General features: G+C 69.8%; 14 protein-coding genes and 1 pseudogene. 10 read left to right on the plus strand and 5 right to left on the minus strand.

Translation table 11 applies throughout. The annotated features are described in order from the left end of the window. The first annotated feature begins 45 nt into the window (after window positions 1-45). The 7 genes and pseudogenes from moaA (at window position 46) to PSR1_RS01650 (ending at window position 9,934) form a co-directional block, all read left to right on the plus strand. Entirely contained in the window at window positions 46-1,026 is a 981-nt protein-coding gene (moaA, locus tag PSR1_RS01625; protein ID WP_059435902.1) for a GTP 3',8-cyclase MoaA, read from the plus strand. Window positions 1,027-1,469: 443 nt separating this feature from the next. Next, on the plus strand, window positions 1,470-3,062 hold the full coding sequence (locus PSR1_RS01630) for a sigma-54 dependent transcriptional regulator (protein ID WP_160308991.1): 1,593 nt from the start codon (window positions 1,470-1,472) through the stop codon (window positions 3,060-3,062). A gap of 328 nt (window positions 3,063-3,390) precedes the next feature. Then, window positions 3,391-4,542 carry an NrfD/PsrC family molybdoenzyme membrane anchor subunit gene (gene nrfD / locus PSR1_RS01635; protein ID WP_059435904.1) on the plus strand — a complete coding sequence of 384 codons (1,152 nt, stop codon included), beginning with the start codon at window positions 3,391-3,393 and terminating at the stop codon, window positions 4,540-4,542. Between the two features lie 62 nt (window positions 4,543-4,604). Beyond that, window positions 4,605-5,399 (plus strand): 4Fe-4S dicluster domain-containing protein, encoded by a 795-nt coding sequence (locus tag PSR1_RS01640; RefSeq protein WP_082100093.1) that lies wholly within the window; start codon window positions 4,605-4,607, stop codon window positions 5,397-5,399. A 53-nt stretch (window positions 5,400-5,452) separates the two neighbouring features. After that, window positions 5,453-8,755: a molybdopterin-dependent oxidoreductase gene (locus tag PSR1_RS01645; protein WP_059435905.1), complete on the plus strand. Its 3,303-nt coding sequence runs from the start codon at window positions 5,453-5,455 to the stop codon at window positions 8,753-8,755. A gap of 48 nt (window positions 8,756-8,803) precedes the next feature. Further along, a pseudogene (locus PSR1_RS24940) lies at window positions 8,804-9,004 on the plus strand (4Fe-4S binding protein); the annotation flags it as partial. Between the two features lie 177 nt (window positions 9,005-9,181). Then, window positions 9,182-9,934, plus strand: coding sequence for a 4Fe-4S dicluster domain-containing protein (locus PSR1_RS01650; protein WP_160308992.1), 753 nt, complete (start codon window positions 9,182-9,184; stop codon window positions 9,932-9,934). 6 nt (window positions 9,935-9,940) lie between these two features. Here PSR1_RS01650 and PSR1_RS01655 read toward each other — a convergent pair whose 3' ends face one another. Continuing rightward, entirely contained in the window at window positions 9,941-11,392 is a 1,452-nt protein-coding gene (locus PSR1_RS01655) for a sensor histidine kinase (protein ID WP_059435907.1), read from the minus strand. Next, window positions 11,389-12,411 carry a phosphate/phosphite/phosphonate ABC transporter substrate-binding protein gene (phnD, locus tag PSR1_RS01660; protein ID WP_082100094.1) on the minus strand — a complete coding sequence of 341 codons (1,023 nt, stop codon included), beginning with the start codon at window positions 12,409-12,411 and terminating at the stop codon, window positions 11,389-11,391. Before phnD ends, PSR1_RS01655 begins: the two co-directional genes overlap by 4 nt. A gap of 266 nt (window positions 12,412-12,677) precedes the next feature. Here phnD and PSR1_RS01665 point away from each other — a divergent pair, with 266 nt between their 5' ends. From PSR1_RS01665 to PSR1_RS01675, 3 genes are read left to right on the plus strand one after another with little or no spacing between them, the layout of a single operon-like run. Further along, window positions 12,678-12,974 (plus strand): cytochrome c3 family protein, encoded by a 297-nt coding sequence (locus PSR1_RS01665; protein WP_059435909.1) that lies wholly within the window; start codon window positions 12,678-12,680, stop codon window positions 12,972-12,974. A 14-nt stretch (window positions 12,975-12,988) separates the two neighbouring features. Next, complete coding sequence (locus tag PSR1_RS01670; RefSeq protein WP_059435910.1) at window positions 12,989-13,744, plus strand: 4Fe-4S dicluster domain-containing protein; 756 nt, start codon at window positions 12,989-12,991, stop codon at window positions 13,742-13,744. Then, complete coding sequence (locus PSR1_RS01675; RefSeq protein ID WP_059435911.1) at window positions 13,737-16,946, plus strand: molybdopterin-dependent oxidoreductase; 3,210 nt, start codon at window positions 13,737-13,739, stop codon at window positions 16,944-16,946. Before PSR1_RS01670 ends, PSR1_RS01675 begins: the two co-directional genes overlap by 8 nt. 287 nt (window positions 16,947-17,233) lie before the next feature. On the opposite strand, the gene PSR1_RS01680 is transcribed toward PSR1_RS01675, so the two are convergent. The 3 genes from PSR1_RS01680 to PSR1_RS01690 are packed head-to-tail and all read right to left on the minus strand — an operon-like array spanning window position 17,234 to window position 21,249. Next, window positions 17,234-18,103 carry a universal stress protein gene (locus tag PSR1_RS01680; protein ID WP_059435912.1) on the minus strand — a complete coding sequence of 290 codons (870 nt, stop codon included), beginning with the start codon at window positions 18,101-18,103 and terminating at the stop codon, window positions 17,234-17,236. Between the two features lie 42 nt (window positions 18,104-18,145). After that, the gene (locus PSR1_RS01685) at window positions 18,146-20,041 is read right to left on the minus strand and encodes an efflux transporter outer membrane subunit (protein ID WP_082100095.1); all 1,896 of its coding nucleotides are present in this window, start codon (window positions 20,039-20,041) and stop codon (window positions 18,146-18,148) included. Next, entirely contained in the window at window positions 20,038-21,249 is a 1,212-nt protein-coding gene (locus PSR1_RS01690) for an efflux RND transporter periplasmic adaptor subunit (protein WP_082100096.1), read from the minus strand. Before PSR1_RS01690 ends, PSR1_RS01685 begins: the two co-directional genes overlap by 4 nt.

The following is a 21,249-nucleotide window of genomic DNA, read 5'->3' on the forward strand; positions in this document are numbered from 1 at the left end:
GGCCGCTGCGTCCCGCGGCAGTTCCGAGGCAAATCGAGGAGCACCGTGGAGCTGCGAGACGGGCTCGGGCGTCGCTTCAACTACCTGCGCCTGTCGATCACCGACGCGTGCAACTTCCGCTGCGCGTACTGCCTGCCCGGCGGGTGGTGCCCGGCCCCGGGGGCGGACGCGCCGCTCTCCATCGACGAGATCCGGCGCCTCGTCGTGGCGTTCGCGACGCTCGGGGTGGAGAAGGTCCGGCTCACCGGCGGCGAGCCGACGCTCCGTCGGGACCTCGCCGAGATTGTCGCGGCAATCTCCGGCGTCCCGGGCATCCGTCGCGTCGGCATCACGACGAACGGCTTCGGCCTCTCGCGGCTCGCCCCGGCGCTCCGGGACGCGGGGCTCGCGTTCGTGAACGTCAGCGTGGACAGCCTCGACCCCGAGCGGTTCCGCGCCGTGACGGGCAAGCCACTGCTCGAGCGCGTGCTCCGTGGCGTCGAGGGCGCCCTCGCCGCGGGCTTCGGGACGGTGAAGGTCAACGCGGTCCTGCTCCGGGGTCTCGACCGGGCCGAGTTCGACCGCTTCGTCGAATGGACGGAGCGCCGCCCCATCGCCGTCCGCTTCATCGAGCTCATGCCGACGGGGTGCGACTCGCGGTTCTTCGCGGCGCATCACGTGCCGGTGGCCTGGGTCGCGGCGGAGCTGGAGCGGCGCGGCTGGTTCGCGCGAGATCGCGCGCCGACCGACGGGCCGGCGATCGAGTACATGCGCGCCGGACACGCCGGGAGCGTCGGGTACATCGCGCCTTCGACCGCGGGGTTCTGCGCTGCCTGCAACCGGCTGCGCGTCTCGTCGCGCGGCGCGCTGAAGCTGTGCCTGTTCGGAGACCGCGACGTGTCGCTCCGGAGCTGGCTCGCGTCGGACGCGCACGCCGGCGACCTCGCGGGCGTACTCGCTCGCCTCGTCCAATCGAAGCCGGCGGCTCACCGCCTCGGCGCGGGATGCCACGGGACCACGCGGAGCCTCGCGGCCATCGGCGGGTGACGCGCCCTGAGGGGCGCGTCACCCGCCAGCCTGAAGCATCGATCCATGTGAAGGCGCCGAGCACATCAGCAGGCAGTCATCGGGAAGGGGCCACGGGCTCGGTACCCGTTCCGTATCCGAGGTCGGTTCCGAGCACGGTCGAGCCGGAGCCATCAACATGGGCTGGACCCGTGCTGGACTGCGACGGCGCGACCACCGTGTTCGATCCGGACTCGGCACCGCCGAAGCTCGCGCGCGCAGGGCTCCCTTCCTTCACCGTGCTGCGCGCCGATGACGGACGGACGATCGCCGGACCGGACGCACGCCTCGCCGCACGCTTACCGGCTATGACATCGGTGCGACCGCCGCCACGCAGCGTGTCCGTGGCGTCCCGCGCTGTGTGCCGCTCCTTTGCGGAGACGCCCCCCGGCTGATCGACGCCGATGTTTCCGGGCGGATCTTGCATGCGGCCCGGGGCCGCGGACGCAGCCCCTGCCAGGACGGATGCCGAAGCGACGAGTATCCAAGCTTTCATGACGTGCCCCCATCAACCGTTCGTCCTCGCGGCCGCGGTGTCAAGGGCGCACCTTCGACCGCGCTCCGAACGTGGTGCCGAGGGCCCGCCCCGGACTAGGATGGTTCCCGTGCCCGGCGTTCCGACCAAGCTCCTGCTCGTGGAGGACGATCGCATCGTCCGCATCACCGTTCGCGACGCGCTGACGAAGGCGGGGTACGCGGTCGCGGCCCTGGCGGACGGCGTCGCCGCACTTCGCGCGGCGGAGGCGGAGCGATTCGACATCGTCCTCACCGACGTTCGGCTGCCCGGCTTGGATGGCATCGCGCTCTTCCGCCGGATCCGGCAGCTCCACTCCGACGCCGCCATCCTCCTGTTCACCGCTCACGCGGAGGTGGACGACGCGGTGGCAGTCATGCGCGAGGGCGCGCGCGACTACATCCAGAAGCCGTTCGAGATGGACGAGCTGCTCCTCCGGCTCGGGCGCGTGCGCGACGAGCTCGCGTTCCGGAGGGCGATGGAGGCCGGGGCGAAGGACCGTTCCGCCGCGCGCGGCGGCAGGTCCATCCACGGAATCTCGGCGTCGACACGCAGGCTCCTCGACCGGATCGACGCGGCCGCCGCCAGCGACGTCAACGTCCTCATCGGCGGCGAGACCGGCACCGGGAAGGACCTCTGCGCACGCACGATCCACGAGCGGAGCCGCCGGGCCGGGCAGCCCTTCGTGGTCGTGAACTGCGCCGCGCTGCCGGAGACCCTCATCGAGGCGGAGCTCTTCGGCCACGAGAAAGGGGCGTTCACTGGGGCGGACCGGCGGCGCGTCGGGCGCTTCGAGGCCGCGAACGGCGGGACGCTGCTCCTCGACGAGATTGGCGAGCTGCCCGTCGCCGCGCAGGTGAAGCTGCTGCGGGTACTCGAGACATCGACCTTCGAGCCCGTCGGGACGAGCACCTCGGTGAAGGTGGATGTGCGGATCATCGCCGCTACGAACCGCGATCTCGCCGACGCGGTCGAGAAGGGGGCTTTCCGCAAGGACCTATTCTATCGGCTGAACGTCGTCGACATCGAGGTGCCGACGCTGCGCGAGCGCCCCGGGGACATCCCGATCCTCGTGAGCGAGTTCCTCACGGACATCGCCGCGCGCCAGGGTCGACCGGTCCCGCCGATCGACCCGGCGGCGCTCGCGGCGCTCGCCACGTACCGGTATCCGGGCAACGTCCGCGAGCTCATCCACTCCCTCGAGCGCGCGGTCGCGATTTCGCGCGGCGGCGTGATCTGCCTCGAGCACCTGCCGCCCGCGATTGCGGCGGCCGCGGGATCGGCCCCCTCGCTCGACGGCCCCGAGGACGAGGAGCGCGTCGAGCCGCTCGCGAGCGCGGTGGCCCGGTTCGAGCGCCAGTACGTTCGGCGCGTGCTTGAGCGCGCGGGCGGCCATCGCGCCCGTGCGGCGTCGCTCCTCGGGATCTCGCGCAAGGCGCTGTGGGTCCGACTGCGCGGCGAGGGCGCTGCACAGGAGCCGGAGCCCGAGGACGAGACGACCTGACCTGCGCGTCTGCGCGCGCGCACGAGCTCCGTTTCGTTTCGTCATCGAAACGGTGGAGCAAGGGGCGGCCGCGGTCGAGTTGCCTTCACGAAACGTCGACGCCGCAGGCCGCGAGGCGGAAGCCCGGCGCGTTCGCGATTACCCAACGAAATCGGCGCGGGCGCGCTGCGGCGCCATGCCGCGGCGCCGCGGCGCCGCGGATTGCACAGCGGACGTCCCGACGTTGCACCGCATGGTGGCGGACGCGTGCTGCGCAAAGACCTGCGCTCCACGCACGGGCTCGTGCGGTCTGCCGCGGCTGAGTGCGTCGAGCCGAAGGGGACAATCGATGAATGTCAGGACGAAGAGCCACTGGGGGATCGCCGTCTCCGCGTTCGTCATCGGCGGCGCCGCGGTCGTCTTCCGGCTGCTGACCGGTCACCGCCATGCCGACTACGGCTCCTACGTTCCCTGGGGACTCTGGGTCGGTGTATATGTCTACCTCGTCTGGCTGGAGGTCGGGACCCTCGTCGTCTTCGCGGGGCTAGTCCACGTCTTCGGGATGAAGCGGCTCGAGACGGCACGCAAGCACGTCCTGCTGTTCGGCGGCATCGTGCTACTCGGAGCGCTCGCCCAGATCGGCCTCGATCTCGGCCATCTGCCGCGCTTCTGGCGCACCTTCGTCACGCCCAACTTCAGCGCGCCGATGACATGGATGATCTGGCTGCACACCATCTACCTCGTGATCCTGGGAACGGAGCTGCGTTTCGCGCTTCGCGCGGAGTCGGAACCCACCGCGGAGCGGCGAGCGCACCAGCTCTCGGTGCTGACGATCCCGTTCGGCGCGGTCCTCGTTTCCGTGGTCGGCGCGGTGTTCGGCGTCGAGTCGTCGCGGCCGCTGTGGAGCGGCATGGCGCTCCCGTTGTTCTTCCTGCTGTCCTCGCTCGTCATCGGCTCCGCCATGGTGACGCTCGTCTACGCCCTGGCCGCGCCGGACCGGGGCTCCGCCGCGCACACCGAGACGATGCGGCTGCTGGGCCGGATCGTGCTCGGTCTCGTGCTCTTCGGCGCATTCGCCGTCGTCGTCAACGTCGCGACGATCCTCTCCTCGGGCGCGACCGCGAGCGCCGAGTCGGTCCGCACGCTGCTCGGCGGCCGTCATTCCTGGAGCCTCTGGCTCGTGCACGTGCTGTTCGGGCTCGCGCTCCCGGTCTGGCTGCTGACCCGGCGCGTGCCGTCCCGCAGGGCGCTGGCCACCGCCGCAGGGCTCGTCGTGCTCGGCTTCATGGCCGTCCCGGTGAACCTGATCGTCGCCCCACTCGTGCAGCCCGAGTTCGCGGCGCTGCCCGCTGCGTACAGCGGCCCGGGGCTGTCGTTCGGCTACTTCCCTACCGCCGTCGAGTGGCTCGTCTCGATGTGGGTGCTCGCCGCGGTCACGCTCGGGCTCCTCGTCGGCTCGCGCTGGCTCCGGCGCCGGGGAGCCGCGGTCGTCCAGCCCTGACGCGGCGGCCCGCGCTGTTCGTTCCGCTCCGAAATTCTCACGCACACGCACGAGGAGATTCCATGGCCGAGATCGCTCCCACCGCCACGCCCCCCGCCCCGGCGCAGGCTCCGGAAGGGCCGCCGCGCAGCGATCCGCTCGTCCGGATGCAGGCCGAGCTGAAGCGCGCGCTCGCGAAGCCGGTCGAGCAGCGGCGCTGGGTGATGGTCATCGACCTCCGGAAGTGCGTAGGCTGCTCCGCCTGCACGGTCGGATGCGTCGCCGAGAACAAGCTTCCGCCGGGCGTGGTGTACCGCCCGGTGATGCAGGAGGAGGTCGGCACGTACCCGCGCACCACGCGCCGGTTCCTCCCGCGCCCGTGCATGCAGTGCGACGACCCTCCGTGCGTCTCGGTCTGTCCGGTGGGCGCGACGAAGAAGGCGAAGAGCGGCGTCGTCACGATCGCGTACAACGAGTGTATCGGCTGCCGGGCCTGCCTCACCGCGTGCCCCTACTCGGCGCGGACGTTCGACTCCGGGCGGAGCTACCTCGACGGCACCCCCGAGACTGCGCCCGGCGCGATCGGCGCGCGCGCCGCGGGCTCGTACGAGCGCGCGCCCGCGTTCGAGTACGGGCAAGCCTGGCGGCGCGCCGGCGGAAAGTCCCCGATCGGCAACGCGCGCAAGTGCCACTTCTGCGAGCACCGGCTCGCGGCCGGGGTCCTGCCGGCCTGCACGACCACGTGCATCGGGCGCGCGACATACTTCGGCGACGCCAACGACGCCGACAGCCTGGTCGCGAAACTCGTCGGCTCGCCGAACGTGATGCGCCTCAAGGAGGAGGCCGGCACGAACACGAGGGTCTTCTACCTCCTGTGACCGCCACGCGGCGACCGCGACGGACCCGCTCCCTCTACGAACCGGAGAACACGATGGCGAACGAGAAGCCGAACCGAGACCCCGCGCTGCCCACGGGCGACTCGACCGCCCCCGCGGACGCGCTCCCGCGCCGCGACTTCCTCAAGATCTCCGCGATGCTCGGCGGCTCCGCCGCGTTCGCGGCGAAGGCCGGAGTCGCATGGGAAATGATGAGCGGCAACTCCGCGAGCGCAGCGGAAGGCGCGTCGTACCCGTTCGCGGACCCGGCGAGCGTCATCTACAGCGCGTGCCAGCAGTGCAACACGAACTGCGGCATCAAGGTGAAGCTCGTCAATGGCGTCGTCGCGAAGATCGACGGCAACCCGTACAACCCGTTCACGCTCAACCCCCACCTCCCGTACAAGACGGCGCTCGCGGACGCAGTCCTCGCTGATGGCGCGATCTGCCCGAAGGGCCACGCCGCGATCCAGACCACCTACGATCCTTACCGGCTCGTGAAGGTCCTGAAGCGCGCCGGCAAGCGCGGCGAGGGCAAGTGGCGGACGGTCTCGTTCGAGCAGGCGGTGCGTGAGATCTCGAAGGGGGGCAAGCTCTTCGCCGAGGTCGCGGGCGAGGAGAGCCGCACCGTCGCGGGCCTCGACGAGATCTGCGCGCTGCGGGATCCCTCAGTCGCCAAGGCGATGGCGGAGGACGTGAAGGCGATCGTCGCCGAGAAGGACGCGGACAAGAAGAAGTCGCTCATAGGGGACTTCAAGACGAAGTTCGCCGCACACCTCGACAAGCTCATCGATCCGGACCATCCCGACCTCGGGCCCAAGAACAACCAGTTCGTCTTCAGCTGGGGCCGCATGAAGGGCGGGCGGAGCGATCTCGTCAACCGGTTCGTGAAGACCGGTTTCGGCTCGACGAACGCTCACGGCCACACCACCGTGTGCCAGGGCTCGCTCTACTTCTCCGGGAAGGCGATGAGCGAGCAGTTCGAGGCGGGGAAGTTCACCGGGGGCGACAAGTTCTACTGGCAAGGCGACGCCGAGAACGCCGAGTTCGTCATCTTCGTGGGCGCCTCCCCGTTCGAGGCGAACTACGGCCCCGCGCCGCGCACGCCGCGCATCACCGAAGGGCTCGAGAGCGGCCGGCTCAAGTACGCGGTGATCGACCCGAGGCTCTCGAACGCCGCGTCGAAGGCGTGGAAGTGGCTCCCGAACAAGCCCGGGACGGAGGGAGCGATCGCCCTCGCGATCATCGGGCACGTCATCGAGCACAGGAAGTACGACGAGGCGTACCTGCGGAACGCCAACAAGGCCGCGGCGACGGCGGTCGGCGAGCCGACGTGGTGCAACGCGAGCTGGCTCGTGAAGCTCGACGAGAAGGGCAAGCCGGGTGCGTTCCTGCGCGCGTCGGAGATCGGCCTCACGAAGAAGTCCAAGGGGAAGGACGAGACCGGCAAGGAGATCGATCTCTTCACGCTGCCCAAGGGGAAGCCGCAGAAGTTCGATCTCATCGTCGCGCTCAAGGACGGGAAGCCCTTCGCGTTCGATCCGAACGACGAGGCCGCCGCCGCGATCGCCGACCTCGACGCCGAGACGACGCTCCAGGGAATCCCGGCGAAGACCGCGTTTCGGCTCCTCGCCGAGTCGGCGGCGACGAACCCGTTCGCGAAGTGGGCCGAGATCGCCGGCGTCGACGCGCGGGACCTCGAGGCCGTCGCGCGGGAGTTCACGGCGCACGGCAAGAGGGCCGTGGTGGACATCCACCGCGGCGTGTCGCAGCACACGAACGGCTTCTACAACGTCATCGCCTGGAACACCCTCAACCTCCTGCTCGGCAACTACGACTGGAAGGGCGGGGCGGTGAAGGTCTCCACGTACGACGTCTCCGGGAAGAAGGCGGGCGGTCCGTTCGACATCGCCAAGGCGCCCGACGGGGCGCACGCGTTCGGCCTCTCGATCATCCGGCACGACGCGAAGTACGAGGATTCGACCCTGTTCGCCGGGTACCCCGCCAAGCGGAACTGGTACCCGCTCGCGTCGGACGTCTACCAGGAGATCATCCCCTCCATCGGCGACACGTACCCGTACCCGGTGAAGGCGCTCCTCATCTACATGGGGTCGCCCGTCTATTCGCTGCCGGCGGCGCAGGGGATCATCGACGTGCTGTCGGATCCCGCGAAGATCCCGCTCGTCATCGCGAGTGACATCGTCGTCGGCGAGACCTCGATGTACGCCGACTACATCTTCCCGGACCTCACGAACCTGGAGCGCTGGGAGTTCGCGGGCTCGCACCCGAGCATGACCGCGAAGGTGCAGCCGATCCGCCAGCCCACCATCGCACCGCTCGTGGAGACGGTGAAGGTGTATGGCCGCGACACACCGCTCGGTCTCGAAGCGCTCCTCATCGGGATCGCGGAGCAGCTCAAGCTGCCCGGCTTCGGCCCGGATGCGTTCGGGAAGGGCCAGCCGCTGACGCGGATGGACGACCTCTATGTCCGGATGGTCGCCAACCTCGCCTTTGGCGAGAAGCCGGACGGCTCGGGCGCCGTTCCGGACGCGAGCGACGCCGAGCTGAAGGTGTTCCTCGACGCCCGCAAGCACCTCCCCGGGCAGATCTTCGATCCGGACGGCTGGCGGACGCTCGTCGGCGACGGGCTCTGGAAGAAGGTGGTCTACGTCCTCAACCGCGGCGGGCGGTTCCAGGACCACGCGAAGATCTACGACGGCGAGAAGGTCGCGAACAAGTACGCGAAGCTCATCAACCTGTACCAGGAGAAGACCGTCAAGACGAAGAGCCCGATGACGGGCAAGTCGCTGGCCGGCTATCCCGTGTACGTTCCCGCGCCGCTCGATCTGCTCGGGCGTCCGCTCCCGGACGAGGAGCAGGGCTACGATCTCACGCTCATCACTTACAAGGAGATCAGCCAGACGAAGTCCCGTACCGCGAGCAACTACTGGCTCACCGCGGTGCTCCCCGAGAACGCCGTCCTCATGAACGCCGTGGACGCGGCCCGGCGCGGGATCGCGAACGGCGACCGGGTGCGCATCGTCTCCGCGTCCAACCCCACAGGCGAGTGGGATCTCAAGAACGGGCGGAAGCTGGCCGTCGCCGGGAAGGCCAAGGTCATCCAGGGCATCCGGCCGGGCGTCGTCGCGTTCGCGCTCGGCTACGGGCACTTCGCCTACGGCGGGACGGACGTCCAGGTGGACGGTCACATCATCGAGGGCGACGCCCGGCGGATCCGCGGGTTCCACGCGAACGTCGCGATGCGGGTCGATCCTCACCTCAAGAACACGACGCTCCTCGACCCGGTGGGCGGGAGCGCGGTGTTCTACGACTCCCGCGTGAAGGTCGTTAAGGTCTGAGCGAGGCCGGTCGGCGGCCCAAAGGGGGCGCCGACCGCGCTCGTCGCCATGCACAGCGCACTGCCCCGCGCCCGCGCAACCGGTGCCACGGTCGCGCACGCGAGCCGATGCCTCAACGCGCGCCAGCCCCGCCGCGCGTGCGACGCGTGCACCGCGTGCCCGACCGGCGCGCTTCGCATTGCCCCGGGCCTCGCCGTCGACGCCCACCTCTGCGCGGGGTGCGGCCTGTGCGCCGCGTCCTGTCCGGCCGGCGGGCTGGAGAAGGCGGGCCCGACCGCGGCCGACGTGCGGGCGCGCGGCCGTGAGGGGGAACGCCTGGAGCTCGTTTGCTCCGCGCGAGGGGATCGCCGCTCGACCCGCGCCCCGGGGGTCGAAGCGCTCCTCGAGGTCGGTTGTCTCGCGAGCCTCTCGACCGAGCTCCTCTTCGTGCTCGCCGCCGAGCACGGATCCGTCTGGCTCGACGACTCCGGGTGCGCCGCCTGCGAGCTCGGCTCGACGCGCCCTGCGGCCGAGCGCGCGGCGAACCTCGCGAAGCGAATGCTCGCCGGGTGGGGGCGGGAGCGGGCGATCCTCTCGTACACGCGAGACGACGCCCTGCTCGAGCGGCGGCCGCACCCGGTACGGGACCTGGGAGATGCGCGCCCCCGCGCCACGCGCCGGCAGTTCCTCTCGATCCGTCGCCGGCCGGATCGGGACGGGCTCGCGCGCGGCGCCGGGCGGGCGGACCTCCTCGCGTGCGGGCTCCGGTCCCTCGGACGGCCAACCGTCGCCGCGTCGCTGCCTCCCGATCGCTTCGCCCGGATCCGCGTAGTGAGGTCGTGCTCTGGCTGTGGCGCCTGCGCGAAGATCTGCCCGACGGCGGCGCTCCGTGCAGCGGCGTCACCTTCGCGCTTCGTGCTCGAGCTCACGCCGGCCGCCTGCCTTGGCCCGGCCTGCGGGGTGTGCGCCCTCGCCTGCCCGATCGGCGCTATCTCGACAGACGCGCCCGCGGACACGTCCTGGCTGAGCGGGGACGGCGAGACGATCGCGGACCTACCGATGACGAGCTGTGACGAGTGTCACGCGCCGGTCGCGCAGGGTGGCGACGGTCTTTGCGAGAGCTGCCGGAAGCGGCGTGCGGAGCGGGGTTCGCTCATCGGCGAGGTCCTGGCCGGACCGCGCCGTCTGGCGGAGCGCTGAGCCCGGTCAGGTCGCCTGGCGTCGCCGGTCGGATTTCGCCTCGGGCAGCCAGATGGTCGCGATCGTACCTCCCTCGGTCGGGCACTCGAACTCCAGCTCTCCGTGGTGCGAGTCGACGATCGCGCGGGTGACCGAGAGCCCGAGCCCCGTTCCCTCGCCCTCCGGCTTCGTGCTGAAGAACGGATCCAGGATGCGATCCCGGATCCCCTCGGCGATTCCGGGGCCTGCGTCGACGACGGCGATGCCCACCCATGCCGGGCGCCGCCGGAGGCGCAGCGAGATCCTTCCCCCGTCGGGCGTCACATAGGCGGCATTCAGCACGAGGTTCAGCAGCGCCTGTCCGATCTGCCGAGGGTCCGCGCTCACGGCGGCGCCGTCCAGCGCGGGGTCCGAGGTCGTCTCGAGGACGATGCGGCGGCCCCGGAGCACGGACGCGACGAAACGGCTCACGTCGTCCGCGAGCCGCCGCGGCTCGACCAGGATCGGATCGAGGGGCCGCGGGCGCCCGAACTCCAGCAGCCGCCGCACGACGTCTCGAATCCGGTCGAGCCCCTCGTCCATCAGGTCGAGGTACTCCGCGCGGGTGGCGGCGTCGGTGTCCCCGAGCCGCAGCGCGTGCACGCAGTTCTTGAGCCCGGCGAGCGGGTTGTTGACCTCGTGCGCGACCCCCGCGACGAGCGAGCCGAGCGCCGCGAGTCGCTCCGTCACGATCGCCTTCTGCTTCGCGCGCTCCTGCTCCTCGAAGGCGGAGCGCAGGCGCAGCATCATGCCGTTGAAGCGCTCCGCCAGCCGCTCGAGCTCGGGGCCGCCCCGCGGGCGGACGGGGCGCGGGTCCGTCGTCGGGTCGAACCCGTCAGCCACGGCGACCAGCTCGTCGATCGGGCGGACCACGCTGCGCGCGACCACCACCGCCGCGACGACGCCCGCGAGGATCACGGCGAGCGCCACGAGGCCGAGGGGAAACGCGATCTGGCGCCGCGCGGAGAGGAGGAGGGCCATGTCGATGCCGAGGCGCACGCGGCCCGCCTTGCCTCCGAGGACGGGCTCCTCGAGGTCGAGGAACCGGGACGCGCCGTCCAGGACGACCAGCGGTCCGCTGAAGCCCGCGCCTCGTGCCTCGACCAGCGCGGCCGGCGTGCTGCCGCGGAACGAGCTCGCGAGCACCGCCCCGTCCCGGACAACGAAGCAGTACGCGACGCCGGGGATCGACGCCGCGCGGGTGACGATCTCGGCGAGGGTCACGTTGTCGTGGAGAAGGATGGGGTCGGCGATCTCTCCCGCGACGAGCCGCGCGACACCGCCGCCGAGCTGCGCCTGGTCACGCTCGAGGGCGCGGATGGCGACTCGGTTGCCGACGACGAGGTGCACCGCGTGCATCGAGACGACCCCGAGCACCGCGAACGCGGCGAGCTTCGTCCAGAGGCGGAGCGCTCCGCGGGCGGTCCGCCAGGTGCTCATCGACGGCCCACGACGAGCGCCGACGCTGCGGCGTAGAGGTCCGCTTCCGGCGGGACGAAGCGATCGAAGCCGACGAGCGCGAGGGCGACGCGCGCCTCGGGGTCGTCGTGCAAGTGCAGGAGCGCATCGCGGAGCGCCGCACGCTGCTCCGGCCGCAGGCGCGTCGACACGACCACGGGCGCGACGCCGTACGGCGGCGAGCGGTGGATGACGCGCGTCATAGTGCGAACGTGCGGGGAGGTTCGCGCGAGCTCGTCGTACACGAGGCTGTCCACCGCCGCCCCGTCGACCACGCCCTTGGCGACCGCCTCGATCGACCGATCGTGGCTGTGGGTGAACGTCACGGAGCCGAAGAACGTGGCGGCCTCCCCGTGCAGCTCGCGGACGAGGTGGGAGGGGTACGCGAACCCGGAGAGCGAGAGGTCGTCCGTGAAGGCGAACCGCTTCCCGGCGAGATCGGACAGCTCGCGCGCGGTGGAGTCGGCGGGGACGATCACGTACGACTGGTAGGTCGTGCGGCCGTGCACCACCGGGACGGCGATGACCTCCACGGCACCCGGCTGGTGGCGCTCCAGGTCGACGTATCCCCCTGTGCAGACGAGGGCGGCGTCAAGCTGACCCGACGCGAGCAGCTCGTTCACCTCCTGGTACGTCCGGCGCTGGACGAGCTCGATCCGAACCTCGAGCTTCGGCTCGAGCCGCTCGAACAGCCTCGAATACGAGGCGAAGGTGTCCTGCGGGGACTGCATCGCCGCGACGCTGAATCGCAGGACGGCGGTGCGAGGCTTCTGCACGGCGGTCGGCGCCGGGCGCGAGCTCGCGAGGTCCACCGCCACCTCGGGGTACGGAGAGGACGGACAGCCGGCCAGCAGGGGCAACAGGATCGCGCCGGCGACGAGTGCGCTTCGCCGCCGGCACGCGGCCGTCCAAGGAGGAATCACGGGGGAACGCATGGGGTCGGGGATCCTAAGGAGACGACGCCTGGACGTGCAAGCTAGCGACGCCGCACGGCCGAGCATCCGTCCGAGCGCGCGCCAGCACTGCGCCGTTACCGAGGCGAAACGTCGACTGCGGTCCGACGCGACGGCGGCGTTACCCGGGCGAAACTGGACTAACGCGGTCGGTGATGAGCCGCGCCCCAGGTTTCTCGCAATTCCATCGCAAGCATCCAGCGTAGCGTCGCGGGGCCGAACTCGCGGTGCGGCATGGCGCCGCAGTTGCAGGACGCAGCGGCGGACATCGCGGGGAGAGACATCCCCTTGGCTGGAGACCGGAGGTCTGCGGAATGCGAACCATCCTCATCGCCGTCGCGCTCGCGGCGGCAACGCCCGTCGCGGCCGTCGTCGGCGGCGGCGAAGTCACCTTCCAGCCGAAAGGCGCGAAGCCCGTCAAGTTCAGCCACGAGACGCACGTGGTGGATGCGACGGTGGGGTGCCGCGAGTGCCACCCGAAGCTCTTCCTCGACGTCACCCGCAGCAAGCGGGCAACGATGGCCCAGATGAAGAAGGGCCAGTCCTGCGGCGCGTGCCATGACGGCAAGCGCGCGGCGGGTCTCGACGCCTGCGAAACCTGTCACCGCTGAGCCGGAGCCTCGCCATGCAGAAGGACATCCTCTTCACGATGCACGAAGACCTGGAGCGTGCCCTGAAGAAGCCGCCGGAGAAGCGGCGCTGGGCCATGCTCCTCGACGTCCGGAAGTGCATCGGATGTCACGCGTGCACCATCGCGTGTGTTTCCGAGAACAAGCTTCCGCCCAAGCTGTACTACCGGCCGGTTTACGACTACGAGCGCGGCAAGTACCCGAACGTGTCCCGCACGTTCCTTCCACGGCCGTGCATGCAGTGCGACAAGCCCCCATGCGTCGCCGCGTGCCCGGTGAAGGGCAAGGACGGAGCGACGTGGAAGGAGACGACCGGGATCGGCGCCGGGACCGTCCCCGTGAACTACAAGAAGTGCATCGGTTGCGGAAAGTGTGTGCCGGCGTGTCCGTACGGAGCGCGCACGCTCGACCCGGGGACGTACCACTCCGACGGCACGCCGGAGCTGCAGAAGTACGAGACGATGCCGTCGTACGAGTACCTTGCGACGTGGCCGCGCGCCGGCAAGAACCTACCGGTCGGAAACGCGCGCAAGTGCCACTTCTGCGTCCACCGCCTCGCGAACGGGATGCTCCCACAGTGCATCACGAGCTGCCTCGGCCGGATCGGCTACTTCGGCGACGAGAGCGACCCCGAGAGCCTCATCGCGAAGGTGAAGAAGGCGAGCCGGATCCAGATCCTGAAGGCGAGGGCCGGCACGGCGCCGCGGGTCTACTACGTCGCGAACGAGAAGCTGGAGGTCATCTATGGCTGAGCAGAACGGCACCTCGCGTCGCGAGTTCCTGAAGCGCAGCGCGCTCTTCGGCTGCGGCGCACTCGCCGCTTCCCAGCTCGACGTCGCCCGCGCGCTCATTGCCCGCGCCGAAGCGGGCGAGCTCACGCCTGCGGAGCTCTACCAGCTCAACCGACTCGAGAACACGCTCTACACGGTCTGCCTCAACTGCAACACGGGCTGTGGTATCAAGGTTAAGGTCGTTGACGGCGTCGCAGTGAAGATCGACGGCAACCCGTACAACCCGTGGACGCTGCACCCGCACCTCCCGATGACGGCGGATCTCGCCGCCGCGGCGAAGCTCGACGGCGGCATCTGTCCCAAGGGCCAGGCCGGGCACCAGGGGGCGTACGATCCGTACCGCATCCGCAAGGTGTTGAAGCGGGCGGGGAAGCGCGGTGAGAACAAGTGGACGTCGGTCCCGTTCCACCAAGCGGTCGATGAGATCGTGAGCGGAGGCAAGCTCTTCGCACACGTGCGGGGCGAGGAGAACCGCGTCGTCACCGGCCTCAAGGAAGTGTGCGCGCTCAGGGACCCGAAGGTCTTCGCGGAGATGGGCGACGACGTCGCGAAGATCCGCAAGAAGAAGATGACGGTGGACGAGTTCAAGGCGAAGCACGCCGCGAACCTCCACCTCCTGATCGATCCGGATCACCCCGACTTCGGGCCGAAGAACAACCAGTTCGTCTACTTCTGGGGTCGCAAGAAGGGCGGCCGCAGCGAGTTCGCGAAGAGGTTCGTCGACGCGTTTGGCACTGCGAACGCCCACGGCCACACCACGGTGTGCCAGGGTTCGCTCTACTTCGCCTGCAAGGCGCTCTCCGAGCAGTACGGCGGGGACGGCTTCAAGGATGGCCAGAAGTTCTACTGGCAGGCCGACACCGAGAACGCCGAGTACATCCTCTTCGTCGGCTCGAACCTCTTCGACGCGAACTACGGCCCACCCAACCGCAGCCCGCGGATGACGCAGCGACTCGTGGACGGCGCCCTCAAGATCACCGTAGTGGATCCCCGCTTCTCGAAGCTCGCCTCGCGCGCGCCGGGGAGTTGGGTCCCTGTGAAGCCCGGCACCGACGCCGCGTTCGCGATGGGCATGACGCGCTGGATCTTCGAGAACAAGCGCTTCGACGCGAAGTACCTCGCGAACGCGAACAAGGCGGCGGCGGTAGCGGACAAGGAGTCCACCTGGTCGAACGGCCCCTGGCTCGTGAAGCTCGGCAAGGATGGTGAGCCCGGTGGGTTCCTCCGGGCGTCCGAGATCGGGCTCCGGCCCGCCGAGCTCCGGACGGACAAGGACGGCAAGGAGACGAGCTACGAGTTCCTCGTGGTGCTGCGTGACGGGAAGCCCGTCGCCTTCGATCCGAACGACGAGAAGGAGGCCGTCGAGGGCGCGCTGTTCATCGACACCGAGCTGCCGTCCGAAAGGGGCCCGGTGAAGGTGAAGAGCTCGCTTCAGATCATGCGCGAGGTCGCGGCGGAGAAGACCATCGCGCAGTATGCCGAGATCTGCGGCATCGAGCCCAACATCATCGAGAAGGTCGCGCGCGAGTTCACCTCGCACGGCAAGAAGGTGGCCGTCGACGTGCACCGCGGCCCGGCACAGCACACGAACGGCTTCTACAACATCTCGTCCCTGATGAACCTCAACCTGCTCGTCGGCAACTTCGACTGGACAGGTGGAATGATCGCCGCGTCCACCTGGAACGTGGACGGAACCAAGACCGACGCGCAGCCGTTCAGCCTCAAGAAGCTCACCCCGAAGTACCCCAAGGCGTTCGGCCTCTCCGTCATCCGCCACGATGCGAAGTACGACGAGTCCACGATCTTCAAGGGATATCCGGCGAAGCGGAACTGGTGGCCGCTCTCCTCGGACGTCTACGAGGAGATCCTCCCCTCCATCCAGGACGCCTATCCGTACCCGGTGAAGGTCGTCTACTCGTACATGGCGGCGGCGACGTACTCGCTGCCGGCGGGCCACACGAATATCCAGGCGCTCCAGGACCTCGAGCGCGTCCCGCTGTACTTCGCGAACGACATCACCGTGGGTCCGACATCACTGTACGCCGACTATGTCTTCCCCGACCTGCATTACCTCGAGCGCTGGGAGATGCAGGGCTCGCACCCGAACATGCCGGTGAAGGTCCAGCCGGTCCGCAACCCGGTGATCGCCTCGCCAAACGAGGTCGTGAAGGTCTTCGGCGAGGAGCAGCCGATCTCGTACGAGGCCCTGTGGCTCGCGCTCGCCGACCGGCTCGGCCTCGCGGGCTTCGGCAAGGACGGGCTCGCCCCGGGTCAGGACCTCACTCGCCCCGACGACTTCTACGTCCGCCTCACCGCGAACGTCGCCACGGACGGGAAGCAGCCCGTCGCCGACGCTTCCGACGAGGAGCTCCGCGTCTTCCTGGCGTCGCGTCGCCACCTGCCGAAGAACGTGTTCGATGCGGCGCGCTGGGAGCGGATCAGCGGACCGGCGTGGCGCAAGGTCGTGACCGTCCTCACTCGAGGGGGACGGTTCGACACGCAGGAGAGCTCGTACAAGGGTGACCAGGTCGCGAACAAGTACGGGAAGCTCATCAACCTGTACCAGGAGAAGACGGCCAAGGCGAAGGACGCGTTCACGGGGAAGCACTACTTCGGCCTTGCCCGGTACGTCCCGATCGCGGACACGCTCGACCGTGACACGAAGGCGCTCGAGGCGGGCTACGACCTTCACCTCATCACGAACCGCGATGTCCGGATGACGAAGTCGCGGACGATCACCCAGCCGTACCTGACCGAGCACATGCCGGAGAACGCGATCCTGATCAACGCTCGGGATGCGAAGCGGCTTGGGCTGAGGAATGGTCAGCGCGTGAAGGTGGTGTCCGCGACGAATCCCGAGGGCGTGTGGGACCTCGGAAACGGGAACAAGAAGCCGATGATCGGCAAGGTCGCCGTCATCGAGGGCATCCGCCCGGGCGTGATCACGTTCTCGCTCGGCCACGGGATGTGGGGAGCCGGCGCGACCGACATCGTCCTGGATGGGATGCTCTACAAGGCCGCGGAGAAGCGGCAGGGCGGTGTGCACGCGAACGCCGCGATGTGGATCGACCCGCACCTCAAGAACACCTGTCTCATCGACAAGGTCGGCGGGAGCGTCTCGTTCTACGACACGCGCGTGAAGCTCCTCCTCGTCAACACCTGACGTCGGCCTGCAGTACAAGCCGGTCAAGCCGCTGGATCTGGCGCTCGTCTACAAGGGCGAGCAGGTGAAGGACGGCACGCTGTCGACGTCGAACGGGACCATCGGCTCGAGCGTCGCCGGGGCGAAGGGCAAGTACAACGAGGACGGCCTCTTCGCGCAGTACTCGTTCTGAGGCGGGCCGGGGTCGCGCCCGCGACCCCGCCCGGAAGTGCCGCGCCCCGCCCTCCCGGCGGGGCGCGGCTGTTGCGTTTCTTTGCGCCCTTGGATTGCTTGCCCGTGACTGATCCTCATCGTGCCGGGGGCACAAGCAACGCGGGAACGGTCGCGTGATGGACCGTATGGTAGGACACGCTGCCGAGGAGCAGCGCACCGACGGAGCCGCGGCCCTGGGTACCCATGACGATGAGTGAGTAGAACCCCTGCTCGGCGCGCTGGGCGATCTCGACCTTGGGTGCCCCGTAGGGCAGCGCGATGCGAACGATAGTGGCCCCTAGATCCCTGAGGCGGCTCTCCATTCCTTCCAGCCTCTTGCGATCGATTCGATCAGCATCCTCGGCCATTCCTTGGACCTCGCGGTGCTTAGGTCTCCGTTCCTGCGCGTGCAGGAGCGTGACCTCCCTGCAGCCACTCCGGACGAGCTGTTCCACGTACGTGAACGCTCGCTCGGCGGTGTCGGAGAAGTCGGTCGCAAAGAGTACGCGCGCTCTGAAGTCCTGGCAGACGACGTCGCATTGACGGTCGGCTTCATCGGTTATTCGCACACGCACGACGAGAACCGGCACCTCCGCTCGATGGAGCACTCCCAGGGCAACGCCACCCAGGAGCGCGTCACGAGCCAAGGTGGCACCGTGCGAACCGATGACGATCATCGAAGCCTGGTTCTGCTTTGCGACGCGACTGATTTCCGAAGGCGCATTTCCGGGCGCGATCACAAGCTCGACCGCGAACCCCTTGCTCTCGAGCGTACGCAACTGCTGGCGCAGCCTGGGGTCGACGAAGGGCTGGAGCATATGCCGCATCCCGTCCAGGTGACGGATCCCGAGCGCGTGCACCAGCAGGACTCTGTGAGTCCCGAGGGATCGCAGCCCCTGCAAGCACCCGATCACGCTATCGGAAGCCGACGAGAGGTCAGATGCAAGCAGAACCGTTCCGAACATGACGTCCGCGTCTAATCCAGTGCAGCAGCATGTTCATCTGCGTCAGTCGATACGCTCCAGCGTGAACCCAGCTCCACTACTGAGCAAGGGGCCGCGCGGCCACAGCCCCGGGTGGAGCCTCGTCGCTGGATTTCCAACAAAAGACAAGGGAGTACGGCTGCAAGCTCCCCGAGCCCGCTGACACATATGCCTTGGGCGCGATAATGAAACGCAGGCCCGTTTCGCGGCGAATCGGTGACAGGCGATATATGTTGCGCTTCGACGAACGCGGGAGGGGTCGCGGCGGTCGAACCGCGGGCGGCGACCGCTCCGCATTGCTGCCGGGCGTGACCCTCGTCTTCCTCGCCGAGGAGCAGCTGCGCCGCGAGGTTGCCCTCCACCTCTGCAAATGCCGTCAGGACGGTCTCGCGGTAGCGTGCCACGACCTCGTCCCATCCCGCGCGGGCGGCCCGGACCGCGCCGGAGCAGCGCTGGAGCGGTCGCGGTGGGGGCGGAGTCGTCCCTGAGGGAGGTATCCGTCCAGCCGCCGCCGAGCGCCTTGATGAGCGCAACGGCCGCCGCCGCCCGCTGCGCTCGCGAACGGATCACGGCCCGGTCGCGCTCGAACGCAAGGGACTGGGCGGTCACCACCGGCAGGTAGCTGATGAGCCCGTGCTCGTACCGCTGGACCGCGAGGGTCTCCTGCAGGCGGGCCGCCGCGGCCGCTGCGGCGAGCCGCTCATATTCCTCGCCGAGGAGTTGCTGCGCCACGAGGTTGTCCTCGACCTCTGCGAAGGCCGTCAGGACGGTGTCACGGTAGCGTGCCACGGCCTCGTCCCATGCCCCGCGCGCAGCCCGCACCGCCGCCTGCTGCTGACCACCCTGGAAGACGGGCAGCGAGGCCGCTGCGCCGAATGCCCACAGGAAGCTCGACGCGCTGAACAGCGAGCTCACGTCGATGCTCTGCGTGCCCGCCGTGGCTCCGAGCCGGAGCGAGGGGTAGTAGGCGGCCTCGGCGAACCCGATGCCGGCGTTCGCGGCCGCCATGCGCCGCTCCGCCGCGGCCACGTCCGGGCGTCGCTCGAGCAGGTCAGACGGCAGCCCTGGTGGCACCAGGGGGGCTTCGTGGTCATTCCGGCCCTCGGCGAGATGAAAGAGCGGGGCTGGCTGGCCGGTCAGTACGGCCAGAGCATGCTCGAACCTCGCGCGCGTCAACGCGTTGGGCGGCAGGAGCGCCTCGGCCGAGCGCAGCGCGGTCTCGGCCTGCGCGAGGTCGAGGTCCGTGGCGAGCCCCGCTTTCCGTCGCGCCTGGACGAGGTCGAGCGCGCGGCGAAAGCTCTCCACCCCGCGGACGAGGAGCGTCCGCTCGTCGTCCAGTGAACGCGCCGCGAAGTAGTCGGCGGCCACCTCGGCGGTGACCGCAAGCCGGACCGCCGCCAGCTCGGCGACCTCCGAGCCGGCCCGAGCACGCGCTCCCTCGAGCTGCCGCCGCTGGCGTCCGAAGAGGTCGAGCTCCCAGCTCAGATCGAACGGGACGCTGAAGTTGTCGTAGGTGAAGGCCTTCCCGGCGGCTACACCGGTCGTGGCGAGCGGGCGATCCTCGGAGTCGTGCTGACGCGACGCCGCCGCCCCGGCGCCGATCCGCGGAAAGAGACCAGACCGTGCGACGTCTGCCGAGGCCCGTGCTTGCTCCAGTCGGGCAGCGGCCGCATGGAGGCGCTGGTTGCCCTCGAGCGCCAGCGCCTCGAGACGATCGAGCTCCGCATCGCCGAAGATGCTCCACCAGTCCCCGCGAGCGAGCGCGTCTCGCGGCGCAGCGGTCTTCCAGAGGTCGCGCCCACCCGAGAAGGACTCCGGCATCGGCTCGGTCGCCACCGGTCGAACGTAGTTCGGTCCCACCATGCAGCCGGTGAGCGCGACGAGCGCGAGGAGCGCCCAACTGGCTCTCGACGCGGTCACCGCGCGGCCTCGCGCTTCGCCTCGGGAGCGACCCGGACCGTGGCGCCGTCCGCGAGGGAGTCCGATGGGTTGAGGATCACGCGGTCTTTCGGCGCGGCCCCTTCGAGGATCTCGACGGTCCGGCCGAAGTCACGCCCCAGCCGCACCGTGCGGAGGGCGACGCGATCCTCGGTGCCGACGACTCCGATCCGGGGGCCCTCAGGGCGGAAGAGCAACGTGTTCGCGGGCAGCGTGAGGGGCGTCGGCCCCGCAGCGCCCAGGAAGCGCACGCGCGCGAAGCTGCCCGCCAGGATGGCTCCGCTCTCGTTGGGGAGCTCGAGCTCGACGAGAAGGGTCCGTGAGTCCGCGGAGATCACCCCGGCGGTGCGTGCGACGCGGGCCGGGAGGGGCTTCCCGGGGAGCTCGGGGATCAGCACCTCCGCCGACGCGCCAGCGACCACGCCACCCGCGGCCGTCTGCGGGACGCGAGTCTGAACGCGCAGCGTGTCGGTCTGCGCGAGGCGGAAGACCTCCCGGCCGCTACCGCTGGTCACGAGATCTCCCACGTCGACCCTGCGGGCCGTGACGGTCCCCGCGAACGGGGCCGTGATGCGCGTGTAACGCTGGAGCTGCTCGAGCCGCCGGACGTTGGCACGCGCGACGCCGAGCGCTGCGGTCTTCAGCGCCAGCTCGCCCTGCTTCTCCGCGTTCTCCTGCTCGCTGACGCCCGAGGTCTCGACGAGGCCGCCGTAGCGATGCGCGGTACTGGTCGCGAGCGTCAGGCTCGCCTCGCTCTGTGCCAGCTCCTGCCGGGCGCGCGCGAGCTCCTCGTCGAGGTCCGGGCTCACGAGCTCGGCGAGGACGTCCCCGGCCTTCACGTGGCCGCCGATGTCCGTCGTCCAGCGCTTCACGTACCCGGTCGCGCGGGCGAGGAGCGAGGCCTCGATGCGTGGCTTGATCTCGGCCGGGAAGAAGGGGGAGGGGCCTGGCTTGTCCGCGGTGGGGGAGACCACCCGGACGACCGGGATGGCCAGCGCTCCGGTCTCGGTGGCGAGCGCCGCTCGCGCCCTCCAGCGGGGGACGGCTCCCGCGAGGGCGGACGCCCCCAGGACCAGGGCGGCGATCACCGCTGCGCGCCCGAGCCGGGCGCGGCGGGGCCCAGGAGCCGGCGGGCCGGCCGGGGCGGGGCCCGAGGGCGGGGAAGCTACCTGTTCGGCGGTGCCGGTCAT

Origin of the sequence: Anaeromyxobacter sp. PSR-1, assembly GCF_000964525.1 — a bacterium.
In the GTDB taxonomy this organism is placed as follows: domain Bacteria; phylum Myxococcota; class Myxococcia; order Myxococcales; family Anaeromyxobacteraceae; genus Anaeromyxobacter.